Origin of the sequence: Vibrio sp. CK2-1 (assembly GCF_021726515.1) — a bacterium.
GTDB lineage: Bacteria > Pseudomonadota > Gammaproteobacteria > Enterobacterales > Vibrionaceae > Vibrio.
Genome location: NZ_JAKKCJ010000004.1, coordinates 172,194 through 184,816, shown reverse-complemented (window position 1 = coordinate 184,816; position 12,623 = coordinate 172,194). Strand labels below are relative to the sequence as shown.

12 protein-coding genes and 1 pseudogene are annotated in these 12,623 nt (G+C 42.6%); 6 read left to right on the top strand and 7 right to left on the bottom strand.

Translation table 11 applies throughout. The features are described 5' to 3' along the window. Positions 1–18 precede the first annotated feature (18 nt). The 7 genes from L3V25_RS11920 to pspA all read right to left on the bottom strand — a co-directional run bounded on the left by L3V25_RS11920 (position 19) and on the right by pspA (position 6,022). A complete protein-coding gene (locus L3V25_RS11920) occupies positions 19–819 on the bottom strand; it encodes a siderophore-interacting protein (protein ID WP_237295579.1) in 801 nt (266 codons plus the stop codon). 25 nt (positions 820–844) lie between these two features. Then, positions 845–1,447 carry a recombinase family protein gene (locus L3V25_RS11915; protein ID WP_237295578.1) on the bottom strand — a complete coding sequence of 201 codons (603 nt, stop codon included), beginning with the start codon at positions 1,445–1,447 and terminating at the stop codon, positions 845–847. A gap of 207 nt (positions 1,448–1,654) precedes the next feature. After that, complete coding sequence (locus L3V25_RS11910) at positions 1,655–3,712, bottom strand: BCCT family transporter (protein WP_237295576.1); 2,058 nt, start codon at positions 3,710–3,712, stop codon at positions 1,655–1,657. 283 nt (positions 3,713–3,995) lie between these two features. Beyond that, complete coding sequence (locus L3V25_RS11905) at positions 3,996–4,583, bottom strand: DNA-3-methyladenine glycosylase I (RefSeq protein ID WP_237295574.1); 588 nt, start codon at positions 4,581–4,583, stop codon at positions 3,996–3,998. A gap of 114 nt (positions 4,584–4,697) precedes the next feature. Continuing rightward, entirely contained in the window at positions 4,698–5,087 is a 390-nt protein-coding gene (pspC, locus tag L3V25_RS11900; protein ID WP_237295970.1) for an envelope stress response membrane protein PspC, read from the bottom strand. 4 nt (positions 5,088–5,091) lie between these two features. Continuing rightward, positions 5,092–5,322, bottom strand: a complete 231-nt coding sequence (gene pspB, locus L3V25_RS11895; RefSeq protein ID WP_027696089.1) for an envelope stress response membrane protein PspB — start codon at positions 5,320–5,322, stop codon at positions 5,092–5,094. Positions 5,323–5,356: 34 nt separating this feature from the next. After that, positions 5,357–6,022, bottom strand: a complete 666-nt coding sequence (pspA, locus tag L3V25_RS11890; protein ID WP_027696090.1) for a phage shock protein PspA — start codon at positions 6,020–6,022, stop codon at positions 5,357–5,359. A gap of 187 nt (positions 6,023–6,209) precedes the next feature. On the opposite strand from pspA, the gene pspF reads away from it, so the two are divergent. The 6 genes and pseudogenes from pspF to L3V25_RS11860 all read left to right on the top strand — a co-directional run bounded on the left by pspF (position 6,210) and on the right by L3V25_RS11860 (position 12,597). After that, positions 6,210–7,286 carry a phage shock protein operon transcriptional activator gene (pspF, locus tag L3V25_RS11885; RefSeq protein WP_237295573.1) on the top strand — a complete coding sequence of 359 codons (1,077 nt, stop codon included), beginning with the start codon at positions 6,210–6,212 and terminating at the stop codon, positions 7,284–7,286. Between the two features lie 84 nt (positions 7,287–7,370). Beyond that, a pseudogene (locus L3V25_RS11880) lies at positions 7,371–8,945 on the top strand (ABC transporter substrate-binding protein). Next, the gene (locus L3V25_RS11875) at positions 8,945–9,907 is read left to right on the top strand and encodes an ABC transporter permease subunit (protein WP_237295571.1); all 963 of its coding nucleotides are present in this window, start codon (positions 8,945–8,947) and stop codon (positions 9,905–9,907) included. Before L3V25_RS11880 ends, L3V25_RS11875 begins: the two are co-directional and overlap by 1 nt. Further along, on the top strand, positions 9,894–10,781 hold the full coding sequence (locus tag L3V25_RS11870) for an ABC transporter permease subunit (protein ID WP_237295569.1): 888 nt from the start codon (positions 9,894–9,896) through the stop codon (positions 10,779–10,781). The genes L3V25_RS11875 and L3V25_RS11870 overlap by 14 nt, the downstream gene beginning before the upstream one ends. Next, positions 10,781–11,812 carry an oligopeptide/dipeptide ABC transporter ATP-binding protein gene (locus L3V25_RS11865; RefSeq protein ID WP_237295568.1) on the top strand — a complete coding sequence of 344 codons (1,032 nt, stop codon included), beginning with the start codon at positions 10,781–10,783 and terminating at the stop codon, positions 11,810–11,812. Before L3V25_RS11870 ends, L3V25_RS11865 begins: the two co-directional genes overlap by 1 nt. Continuing rightward, positions 11,809–12,597, top strand: coding sequence for an ATP-binding cassette domain-containing protein (locus tag L3V25_RS11860; protein ID WP_237295566.1), 789 nt, complete (start codon positions 11,809–11,811; stop codon positions 12,595–12,597). Before L3V25_RS11865 ends, L3V25_RS11860 begins: the two co-directional genes overlap by 4 nt. Positions 12,598–12,623 lie beyond the last annotated feature (26 nt).

Genomic DNA, 12,623 nt, shown 5'->3' with positions numbered 1-12,623 from the left:
ATTTAAAGCACTGAAAACTTAGCTCAAACTCTCTGCATCTTCACGTTTAATTACTTTGTGACCATCTTCCGTCACGCCTTGCTTCCAGTAACTACTAAAGTAACTCTTTTCACGTTGTATTGCGTCATGTTGATTAAAGTGAGTGCGAATCGCTTTCATTGCAGTGAATTCACAGGCACACCAAATCGCGATATCTTGGCTATCAATGGATAACTGAGTAACCGCATCACTTAATAGGCTTGGCTGATGACCAACAACCGTGTGTAGCTGCATGCCTGCTGGTAGATTCCAATTTGGATTATCTTGCGGCGAAGTTAATTGCACGACTACATGACCAACCGCATTTTGCTCAAGCTTGTTCAGTTTTTCCGTTATCGCGGGAATCGCGGTCATATCTGCCACCATAAATACTTGTTCAGCAGTAAGATCAATTAACTGGCTATTACCTGGGCCACCAATCGAGATCGTATCACCTACTTTTGCATTCATCGCCCAATGAATCGCGTAACCACCTTGATCTTTGCTCACCGATTTATGCTTTTCATCTGTTTCATGTTTTACAAAATCGACTGCGATCTGGCCGCTATCAAGATCTAATTCGCTAATGGTATAAGTGCGCATAACCGGACGTTCGCCTTCTCCAAGGTTTGAAATATCCGTATGGCCTTCAGGGTGAAACATTAATTTGATGTAGCCACCTAGGTCAGTGGCTTGTAATGATTTAAAGTCTTCACCCTGTAAAATCACGCGCTGCATATTTGCTGAAAGTTCAAAGGTGTTCACAACAGTAGCAAGTTTAGGTTTTCTGTTTGGTTTCATATCTATTCCTTTTTTCTACCAGCAATTAATGAGCGGTTTTATTTTGGAGCTTGGCTTTAACGCGTTTTACTGTCGATATACTGGCTCCAGTTTCATCAGCAATCGCTTGTAAGGTTTTATCACTGGTAAGCAACTGAGCAATCTTCTGATGTAGTTCATGGTTCGCTCGGCGGCCTTTGAATTTGGCTTGCCACTCGCTCGGATTACCTTTGAGCTTTCTTCGACCTAACTCTGCCGCCATCAAGCGTTGATAAGTCTCAATTTCTTCGTAGCCTTTTATTAAACGTAACATCGCCTCGGTTGGCTGATCGTTCGGCTTAAAAATAAGGTTTTGATGGTAAGTTCTTACACAAATACCTTTATTCAACAGTTCGGTTATCACGTCATAGGCCAATTTAAAGCCAAGGCCAAAATCCGTCATCCACCAGATAAGCAAAGTATCGCCTGCTTTTAATTGTGCATAAGCTTTTTGAAATTCTGGCCTATCCTCTAAAGCAACATTACCGCGAACGCCTCGCTCTATGTACAAGGTGGCTTGTGTTTCGTTCGTCATCACATCAATGCGATTATCAATATCTTCTACTTTGGGCGACATTCGCAGATAACCAATCGTTTTTGTTTGAGTCATATTTTTTCCGTCATCGGATGAAAAAGATGAAACACCAAAACGCTCATTTGGTGTTAACCATAGCAATAATGAGCCAAACAGGCTCACATGTCAAACACAACACTAAATGAGCCAACAATTTAATAACAGCTAAGATCAAAAAAGCCTTACCAACGAATTGATAAGGCTTTGATATTTGTTTATTTAAAAATTTTAGCTATTTAAAGATTATGACTTAGCAGGCTCTGGTTGCTCAGGTGGCACATCATCATCATGCTCTTCCATATTCCAAGGTAGGATCCCTGGTGAAATATGAATGAAGTGTAGGTAACGTTCGAACTGGTTCAAGATGTCGTTAATGATATCTTGTTGCTCGTAGTTATACACATCATAAGCTTGGCCACCACGGCGTAAGAATACTTCTGCACGGTAGTAGTACTTATCTTCCGGCTCTTCACCTTCATCATAAGCAAACTCTGGTAAGTCGTAACCGCGTAGACGAATTTCATAGATGAACTCAACTTGGCCTTCTTTGAATACTTCAAAGTGCGCACGGCATAACTCTTCATCGAAGGTAACTTCCGCTTCCCAATCTTGTTCTTCTAGCTCTTGCTCTACACGCTTCATGCTATTTAGAGCAGTCACACTAATGAATTTCTCAACATCAGCGCGAACAGGGAAATCCACCAAGTTAGCTAGGCGTTTTTTCCACAAACCTTTACCGACAGGGCTAGAGTTTGATTGTTGAGTCTGCATATATTGCTGCTGGCTATCTTCATGGTGCCCTTCAATGCGTAGTGCTTTGATCATACCTACCATTGCAATCAACATGATGATGGCAAATGGTAAGGCACTCACCACACTTGCGGTTTGTAAGGCTCCTAGACCACCCGCTAGTAGTAGAACTGACGCTACAATCCCTTCGGTTGCAACCCAGAAAGTACGTTGCCATGCTGGAGTATCTTGTGCGCCACCAGAAGCCAATGAGTCAATCACTAATGAGCCTGAATCCGATGAAGTTACGAAGAAAGTAATGATCAAGATAACCGTAATAAACGAGATGATCGATGTCATTGGCAGACGTTCAAACAGTTTGAACAAAGCAATGGCGTTATTATCTTGTACTTCTTGAATGATGTGGTGGTAACCATCTGTCATGATCATGTGTAGTGCAGTATCGCCAAACACAGAGAACCATAAGAAAGTAAAGATCGTCGGTACAACCATTACGCCCACAACGAACTGACGAATGGTACGGCCACGGCTGATTTTCGCGATGAACAAGCCAACAAATGGTGCCCATGCAATCGTCCAACCGAAGATGAACAATGTCCAGTTACCAATCCAATCGCTTGATACATAAGCTTGCAGGTTGAAAGTACGCTCAACGATATTGCTTAAATAACTACCTGTATTTTGCATAAAGGTATTCAAGATAAACAGTGTTGGACCCGCTACGAATACGAATAGCATTAATAATAAAGCCAATGCGATATTCAATAGGGATAAGTTTTTCACCCCTTTATCCATACCAGCCAATACAGATACCAACGCACATAAGGTAATTACTGTGATAGCGATGATTTGTACGGTGCTATTAATTGGAATCTCAGGCCATAGGTAGTGTAAACCTGTGTTGATCTGAGTAACCGACAAACCAAGCGTCGTTGCAATACCAAACAAGGTACCTAAGATCGCAAATACATCCACCGTGTGACCAATTGGGCCGTGGATTTTATCACCGATCAGTGGGTACAAGGTTGAACGCATAGAAAGAGGAAGACCGTGACGGAAAGCAAAATACGCTAGCGCTAAACCCACTAAGCCATAAATAGCCCAAATGTGGAAACCCCAGTGGAAGAAGGCAATTTGCATCGCTTCACGGGCTGCATCAATCGTCTCTGGTGCCGCGGTTGGTGGCGCGGCATAGTGTAGAACCGGTTCTGCTACGCCAAAGAATAATAAGGCAATACCGTAACCAGCAGAGAAAAGCATCGCAAACCATTCAGTAAAGCTATATTCAGGCTCGGCATGATCTGGGCCAAGTTTTATTTCGCCCCACTTACTGACAGCAACCGTCACAATGAAGACTAAAAAGATTGCCACTGCCAACATGTAGAACCAACCAAAGTTAGTCGTGACATCAGACAGTAACTCAGAGAAAAAGGCACCAGCCTTCTCTGGGTTTGATATCGTTCCTATTACCAATAAGGCAATAACGATAACAGCGGGTATAAAAACGGGGATCAGCACTGTTGATTTCCGTTTAGTTGCTGAAACATCCATGTGTTTCTCCTATTTAATTTTCAATTTCAATTTTATTTATCTGTTTGGTAAATGGGCGTTTAACTGCTCCTACAGCCATCGCAACATGCCAAATACAACCCTTTAACATTTACTGCAGAATACAAACAGAAAAATCAAATATCCACAACTTTATAGTGGAATTGTGTAAATTCAGCCCAAACGCACAAAATTTAAGTTTATTGTTTAAATAACGAGCTAAAAAACATACTTTTATATTTTGATAACAAATAGTTATCGGTAAAACATAATTACTATGATTGTTTTATTTTTTCAGATTTTGGCACTTGCTATAACATGGGCAATCGACAACATGATCGTTAACCATTCCAACCGCCTGCATGAAAGCGTAGCAAATTGTCTCACCCATAAATTTAAAGCCGTTTTTCTTTAAAAATTTACTCATCGCTTTTGATTGTTCCGTCACCGCAGGAACTTGAGACATATCTGTCCAACCATTTTGAACCGACTCACCATCGACAAACTGCCACAGCGCGTTACTTAATGAGCCATATTCTTTTTGCAGTACTTTGGCCGCTCGAGCATTGGAGTACACAGAGGCGATCTTTCCTTTATGTTTAACGACATCAAAGTTATCAATAATGTATGACACACGTGTTTCGTCATACTGGCTTAGCTTTTCAATATCAAAACCTTCAAATGCCGCGGTATATCCAGCACGTTTATTTAAAATGGTTCGCCAGCTCAATCCCGCTTGTGCGCCTTCTAAACAAATAAATTCAAAGAGCTTAGTATCATCAAACACTGGTACGCCCCACTCTTGATCGTGATATTCGCGCTCATTGTCATGCTTGATTGCCCAACCACATGTTGTATCCACTTGCTGTGTCATATAACTTTCCAATTAGTTAGTCGAAAAAAAACCTCTGACACAGCATAGCTGAATCAGAGGTGATAATTTCAATATTGATCAATTTAAAGTGCAATAAATCTCATAACTAAATAGTTATAACTTGCTGAATTCTTTATTAACCTTGTAAGCATCAGAAGTCACATAGGCTTCCATATCACGAATTTTATTTTCTAATAACGCATACTCTTTATCGAGTTCGGCCAATAGTTCCGCTGGTAGTTGCCCGGTCTGCCAAGGCTTACTCTTGATAGTGTGGTCGAACTCGAATTCATCCGCGGCGGTTAAATTATCAGGGCGCTTTTCTAGCATCAACCATAGGCCGAAGTAAGCGAACAGCACTAAAATCCCACCACCGAGTAAAAAGGCCGATATCACGATAATCCGTACCCACCAAGCTTCCATACCAAAGTAACGACCTAGCCCGGCACACACACCGGCTAACTTACCATTCTTAGGTTCGCGGTATAACGCTTCTCTATCCATTCCTTTAGCCATGATCACGCCTCCAATTTGGCGCCTCAGCGTCTAAGATTTTTTCTAACGTTTTTACACGTTGTTGCACGCTTTCCGCTCGCTCAGCTAGCGACTTTAGCTGTTCAAGCTCATCGCTCGACAAACCGTGTGCCACTTTACGCTTACTACGGTAATGAAGTAGCAGCCACAGCGGTGCAACAAAAATTAAAAATACAATCAGCGGTGCCACGAAAAAACTGCTCATGAACGGCTCCTAATTATTATTAAAATAGTGAACATTACTTATCTTGCAGACTTTTCTTAAGCTTTTCTAGCTCTTGTTCAATTTCATCATCTGCCTGCAACTCAGCAAACTCTTGATTCAGATCTTTGCCTTTTTCACCTAAATCGTAACTATCCGCTTCGGCTTCTAGTTCATCAATTTTACGTTCGTATTGCTCAAACTTAGACATTGCTTCTTCTGTTTTACCGGTGTGCAATTGCTTTTTGATATCACGACGATGGCCGGCGGCTTGGCGACGCATCACAATGGATTTCTGCTTAGCACGAGTTTCAACAATCTTAGTTTCGAGCTTGCTGATTTCACCCGCTAATTTTTCAATCGACTCAGCAAGTAGCGTTTTTTCATTGCGTAAGTTTTTAAGCTGCTCTTCGGCTTTCTGTTTTTCGATTAACGCGCCACGAGCCAAGTCTTCACGCTGTTTTTGGATCGCTAAAGACGCTTTGTTTTTCCAATCTTCAACTTGCTCTTCAAGAAACTCAATGCGACGAGTCAGCTCTTTGTTATCGGCTAACGCTTTCGCAGAATGAGTTCTTACCTCTACCAATGTGTCTTCCATTTCTTGAATGATAAGGCGGATCATTTTTTCAGGATCTTCCGCTTTATCTAAAAGAGAACTGATATTTGAATTAACGATGTCGGCAAAACGAGAAAAAATACCCATGTTCGATTCCTTCTTAATGTGTCGTGTAATAAATTCTATACTTACTCCACACTAATACATGAAGCGTGCCAACTTTTAACTTACTGATATTCAATAAAAATAATTCACAGCACTGAAAACACCTTGCACAAAGTGACTATTTTAGCTAATTATTGGTAAATTAAGCCAACATCGTTAAAGGACGCCCATGAAAGCACAAAATATCATCGGACAATCTGCAGCTTTTCTTGCAGCTCTAGATAAAACATCGCAACTTGCCGCGATTGAGCGCCCTATTCTGATTGTTGGCGAGAGAGGAACCGGCAAAGAACTCATTGCTCAGCGATTGCATTATTTGTCCAAGCGCTGGCAGCATCCTTTAATCAGCTTAAACTGCTCGGCACTCAGCGAAGGCTTAATTGATTCAGAATTATTTGGTCATGAATCTGGCTCTTTTACCGGCTCTAAAGGTCAACACAAAGGACGATTTGAACGGGCAGAAAATGGCACCTTGTTTTTAGATGAACTGGCGACTGCGCCATTCTCGGTGCAAGAAAAGTTATTGAGAGTGATTGAATATGGCGAATATGAACGCGTCGGCGGCTATAAAACCTTGCAAGCCAATGTTCGCCTAGTATGTGCAACCAACGCCGATTTACCGCAAATGGCACAACAAGGTTTATTCCGAGCCGATTTATTAGATCGCTTAGCCTTTGATGTCATTCACCTTCCGCCACTAAGACAGCGCCTAGAAGACATTCCGCTACTAGCTGAGCACTACGCAATTCAAATGTGCCAAGAACTCAGCCTGCCATTATTTACTGGTTTTAGTACTAGAGCCTTAAATGAACTGTGTACTTATGCCTGGCCGGGTAATGTGCGAGAACTAAAGAATGTCGTTGAACGTGCGGTGTATCGTCATGGTACTCAAGAAGGTAAAATCGATGAGATTGAGTTTAATCCTTTTCAATCTCCCGCCGTTGATTCAAATCCAGAAGTTTCATCTACCGCTTCACCAATTACCTCATCAAGTGAAACAGAAAGTGACACCGTCACCACGCTTCCCTCAAACACAGTACCAGTAGCTCACTCAGAAAACACTTTAACGCTACCGCTAGACTACAAACAATGGCAACAAGATCAAGATATTCAACTATTGAAACAGAGCTTAAAGCAGTCTAAGTATCATCAAAGAAATGCGGCTAAACTTTTAGGCTTGAGCTACCATCAATTTAGGGGAATGCTCAGGAAATACGACATGATAGGAAAAGATCAACAAGATTAGCCAACATTGCTCGTTTAGAATTTAGGGAAGAATTCAATGCCGAAGTCATTACGCTATTTATTACCGTCACTATTTGCGGCTTTAATGCTCGCAGGGTGTAATGATGCCGAAAAAAGCCAACAAGTTCGGATGAATGGTTTTGTTTATTGTGGCACTACTCACCCGCAATTTTTGAACCCGCAGCTTTCTGATGGTGGCGATAATATAAAATCGATTGGCCCTCAACTGTTCGACTCCCTACTCACGCTCGATCCAATTGATTTTAAACCTAAGCCCAATCTGGCAACCCAATGGCAAGTGAATGAGGACAAAACTCAATACACCTTTACCTTGCGACCTAATGTTCAATTTCATCAAACCTCTTGGTTTCAGCCTTCACGTCCAATGAATGCTGACGATGTTGTGTTTAGTTTTAAGCGTATTATTGATTCATCGAATCCTTATCATTATGTCAACGGTGGCCACTACCCCTAGTTTCAGAGCATCGGTTTTTCTCGCCTAGTGAAAGATGTTAAGGCAATTGATGCACAACACGTTCAATTTACTCTTTCTCATCCTGACAATACTTTTCTCGATAACATCTCGACCGTCTTTGCTGCGATTCACTCTTTGGAATATGCTCACCAACTTGCCGCCAACGATGAGAAGTCTCAATTTGATGAACTGCCAATTGGGACTGGCCCATTTCAATTAGAAAAGTCTCAACATAATGAATTGATTCGCTTAACCAAACACGCTAACTACTGGCATCACCCAGCCAATATGCAGCAAGTGGTGTTTGATTTTGGCAATCGAGGAACCGGCTCACTCGCTAAATTATTAACTCAAGAATGTGATGTGATGACGGACCCTATTTCCAGTCAACTTGTTCTTATCAATGACAACACCGATATTCATTCAAACATCAGTAAAGCAATGAATGTGGCATTTCTTTCGCTTAACACTCAACACTTTGCACTTGATGATGTTCGCGTGCGCCAAGCATTAAGTTTTGCGATTAACCGAAAAAACATCATTGATGCGGTCTATTTTGGCCAAGGTTACATCGCTACCTCATTATTACCCGCAGATTCATGGGCATATCAAGACAACAGCGTTCAAATTCGTTATGATCGCCAATACGCAAAAGCCTTATTGAAACAAGCTGGTTTTGAGGATGGATTAACGCTCACCATGTGGGTTCCACTGGCAGCACAATCTTATAACCCAAATCCACACAAAACCGCGGAGCTACTTCAGGCCAATTTTGCTGATATTGGAGTAACACTTTCGATCTTAACCGAAAAGTTTGGTCGACGAGATAAACTCACTCAGCAACCGAATACTGATTTAGTTCTTACTGGTTGGGCAGCCAATACTGGCGAACCAGATAGCTTATTGAGACCTCAATTATCTTGCGAGGCGCAACGAGCTAGCTTAAATATTTCAATGTGGTGTGACGCTGATTTTGATTTTTTATTGACGTTAGCACGTGAAAGCGAGCAAACTCGTCACCGGTTAAACTTATATCATCAAGCGCAAACTATGCTCACTCAAGAATTACCGATAATTCCAATCGCTCATGGCGTACAATATCAAGTACATCACAGCTCATTAAGTGGCTTTGCATTAAACCCTTTTAATTCGGGTAGCTTTGAACACGTTGTAAGGGAAAAATAATGCTGGTTTACACCCTGCGCCGCATAAACTTATTCATCATTACCTTGTTAATTTTAACGCTCATTGGCTATAGCATTTTACGTCTAGACCCTCTTTCGCCATGGGCCATTCAAGATTTCTTTCAAGGTTGGTTCACTTACTTAGGCCAATTGAGCCAACTCAACCTTGGCGTTAATTTGCACGGCGACCCAATTATTGACGAAATCAAATTGGTGTTCCCTGCCACTTTAGAATTGTGCTTTTTTGCCATGATCGTCTCGTTAATCATTGGGATTCCGATTGGCACAATTGCTGGCATGCGTCAGGGTAAATTAGTCGATACCTTTATCTCATTTACCTCAATGGTCGGATACTCCATTCCAATTTTCTGGATTGCATTAATGATGATCATGTTCTTTTCTTTGAACCTAGGTTACACGCCAGTTTCAGGACGACATGATTTATTACTCGAAGTGCCTTATATCACCGGCTTTGCCACGATTGATGCTTTCATAACAGATGAAGCCAATCGCCTAGAGTTAATTCATAGCGTAATGATGCACCTACTTCTGCCATGTATGGTATTAGCGTTAGCGCCAACAACCGAAGTGATTCGTTTAATGCGTTCATCGGTGGCTGAAGTGCGTAAGCAAAACTACATTCGTGCGGCACGTATCCGTGGTCTATCGACTTATGAAATTATCTTCCAGCATGTATTGCGAAATGCCATTCCGCCGATTATTCCTAAAGTTGGCGTGCAGCTTTCTACCATGCTGACCTATGCGATTATTACCGAATCCATCTTTAACTGGCCGGGAATTGGTCGTTGGTTACTCGATGCTTTGGCCGATAAAGATTATGTTTCAATTCAAGCAGGCGTTATTACCGTCGCGACCTTCGTTTTACTCGTCAACATTCTGTCTGATCTGATTGGCGCAATGGTTAACCCTTTGGTAAGGAAGCAGTGGTATGCTGTCAAATAACATCTATCAAGAAGACCGTATTCCCGGTCAATTTGAACGCTTTTGGCGCAGCTACCGAGCAAACAGTCTGGCGATGTTTGGCTTATGGTGCTTCGCTATTTTATTGCTAGTCACTATTGGTGCTCAGTGGTTAGCACCGCATGATCCTTTGATGCAAAGCGTACACCGTTTACAGCCACCATCTTGGAACCCAGAAGGTAGTGTTGAATACTTTTTAGGCACCGATGATATTGGCCGCGATATTCTTTCCCGCCTGATTATTGGTACGCAATTGACCTTTGGTTCTGGCCTATTGATTATGCTTATCGCCACTGTTATCGGTTGTACTATCGGTATTTTTGCTGGCATGACCAAAGGTTTGTTATCTAGTACCTTGAACCACCTACTTGATACCGTAATGTCTATCCCATCGATCTTGCTGGCGATTATCTTTGTGGCATTTCTTGGTACTGGCGAGTTTAATATTCTCTTGGCGATTTGTTTGGCGCTGATCCCCCGCTTTATTCGCTCGGTCTACATTGCGGTAAATGCAGAGATGGAAAAAGACTACAACATTGCCGCTCGCTTAGATGGTGCGAATAACTTTCACTTATTGTGGAACTCTATCTTACCGAACTTATCAACCGTGATTGCCGCTGAAATGACGCTTGCAGCCTCAATGGCGATTCTAGATATTAGTGCACTAGGCTTTTTAGAACTGGGCGCTCAAGCCCCTACTCCAGAATGGGGAACCATGCTCGGTGATTCTGTGAATTTGATTTACCTCGCGCCATGGACAGTGACACTACCCGGTCTATTTATTATGTTCTCGGTCATCATTATCAATTTAGTTGGTGAAGGCGTTCGTCATTCACTTAGTGCGGGGACCGAATAATGCCATTACTCGACATTCGCAATTTAACCATTGAAATCGAAACGCCACACGGCACCGTAAAAGCCGTTGAGCGTATGAGCCTGACGTTAAATGAAGGCGAGATCCGCGGTTTAGTAGGTGAATCAGGCTCAGGTAAAAGCCTAGTCGCCAAAGCCATTGTTGGGCTAACCAAAGATACTTGGAAAATTTCAGCCGACCGAATGCGCCTTGGTAGTATCGACCTTCTACAACTCACACCGAAAGAGCGTCGCCGAGTAATTGCTCGTGATATTGCGGTAATCTTCCAAGAGCCGAGTAGTTGCCTCGATCCATCAGAGCAAATTGGCCACCAGCTGCGTGAGTCGATTCCTTCCTCATCATTTGAAGGTAAATGGTGGCAACGCTGGCACTGGCGACACAAGTTAGCCAAAGCACTACTTCATAAGGTAGGGATTAAAGATCACCGCCAAATCATGGGCTGTTATCCATATGAGTTAACCGATGGTCAATGTCAGAAAATCATGATTGCGATGGCGATTGCTTCCAAGCCTAAGCTACTTATCGCCGATGAGCCGACCAATGATCTTGACCCGATTACCCAGTCACAAATATTGAGATTGTTGAGCCGTTTAAATCAGGTCAATAACACCACGATCATGTTGATTGGACACGACCTCACCACCATCACTCAATGGGCAACTCGTATTACGGTGATGTACTGTGGTCAATCTGTTGAATCGGCCAATACCAAACATATTCTAACTGAACCGAAGCACCCTTACACCGTAGCGCTATTGCATGCGATGCCAGATTTTAATGAATGGATCCCTCATAAGAGTCGCTTGCCTTCTCTACCGGGTTCTATTCCACCGTTGCAGCATTTACCGATTGGTTGCCGTCTTGGGCCTCGTTGTCCTTACGCGCAAACTAAATGTGTTCATGTACCGGTAAGAAAGAAAATTAAGAACCACAAGTTCAGCTGTCATTTCCCGCTTAATATGGAAAAACGCTCAACGCTAGAGAAGAAAGCGAAAACGGAGAAACACGTATGAGTGCGTTATTAGAAGTCATCGATTTATCGAAAAACTTTGTCACGCGTTCTGGCTTTTTTCGTAAGCGTGTTCATCAAGCGGTTAAGCCAATTTCATTTACCCTAGAGCCGGGACAGACTTTAGGCATTATCGGGCAAAATGGCTCAGGCAAATCGACACTGGCGAAAATGCTCGCTGGCGTTACCGAACCGAGCCACGGCAAAATCTTCGTCAATGGCGAGCAGATGTTTGATAAAGACTACTCTACCCGCTGTAAGTTGATTCGAATGATATTCCAAGACCCCAACACCTCGTTGAATCCTCGCATTCAAATTGGTCGTATCTTGGAAGAGCCACTCAAGCGTAATACCCAAATGTCACCAGAAGCGCGAACTCATCGTGTGAAAGAAACGCTGATCCGAGTAGGCTTATTACCAGAGCATGCTTACTTCTACCCGCAAATGCTCGCCACAGGCCAAAAGCAGCGTGTTTGTCTTGCAAGAGCCTTGGTGCTTCAACCTTCGGTAATTGTCGCAGATGAGGCGCTTAACGGGCTTGATATGGCGATGCGCTCACAGATCATTAACCTGTTCTTAGAGTTACAAGAAGAAATGGGCGTGTCGTTTGTGTATGTTTCTCAACATATTGGTGTGGTTAAGCACATCACCGACAAATTAATGGTGATGCACGAAGGTGAAGTAGTAGAATCGGGTGACACGCAACAAGTGATTGCTCATCCCCAACATATCATTAGTCAGAAGTTGATTGAAAACCACTTCCATAAGACGCCTAGCCATTTAAAATAAGCCACTTGAAATAACTCATTTGAGAT

Bases quoted from the DNA above. Each gene is read 5' to 3' on its own strand.
- L3V25_RS11920 (WP_237295579.1), bottom strand. From the start codon at position 819: ATGAAACCAAACAGAAAACCTAAACTTGCTACTGTTGTGAACACCTTT.
- L3V25_RS11915 (WP_237295578.1), bottom strand. From the start codon at position 1,447: ATGACTCAAACAAAAACGATTGGTTATCTGCGAATGTCGCCCAAAGTA.
- L3V25_RS11910 (WP_237295576.1), bottom strand. From the start codon at position 3,712: ATGGATGTTTCAGCAACTAAACGGAAATCAACAGTGCTGATCCCCGTT.
- L3V25_RS11905 (WP_237295574.1), bottom strand. From the start codon at position 4,583: ATGACACAGCAAGTGGATACAACATGTGGTTGGGCAATCAAGCATGAC.
- pspC (WP_237295970.1), bottom strand. From the start codon at position 5,087: ATGGATAGAGAAGCGTTATACCGCGAACCTAAGAATGGTAAGTTAGCC.
- pspB (WP_027696089.1), bottom strand. From the start codon at position 5,322: ATGAGCAGTTTTTTCGTGGCACCGCTGATTGTATTTTTAATTTTTGTT.
- pspA (WP_027696090.1), bottom strand. From the start codon at position 6,022: ATGGGTATTTTTTCTCGTTTTGCCGACATCGTTAATTCAAATATCAGT.
- pspF (WP_237295573.1), top strand. From the start codon at position 6,210: ATGAAAGCACAAAATATCATCGGACAATCTGCAGCTTTTCTTGCAGCT.
- L3V25_RS11875 (WP_237295571.1), top strand. From the start codon at position 8,945: ATGCTGGTTTACACCCTGCGCCGCATAAACTTATTCATCATTACCTTG.
- L3V25_RS11870 (WP_237295569.1), top strand. From the start codon at position 9,894: ATGCTGTCAAATAACATCTATCAAGAAGACCGTATTCCCGGTCAATTT.
- L3V25_RS11865 (WP_237295568.1), top strand. From the start codon at position 10,781: ATGCCATTACTCGACATTCGCAATTTAACCATTGAAATCGAAACGCCA.
- L3V25_RS11860 (WP_237295566.1), top strand. From the start codon at position 11,809: ATGAGTGCGTTATTAGAAGTCATCGATTTATCGAAAAACTTTGTCACG.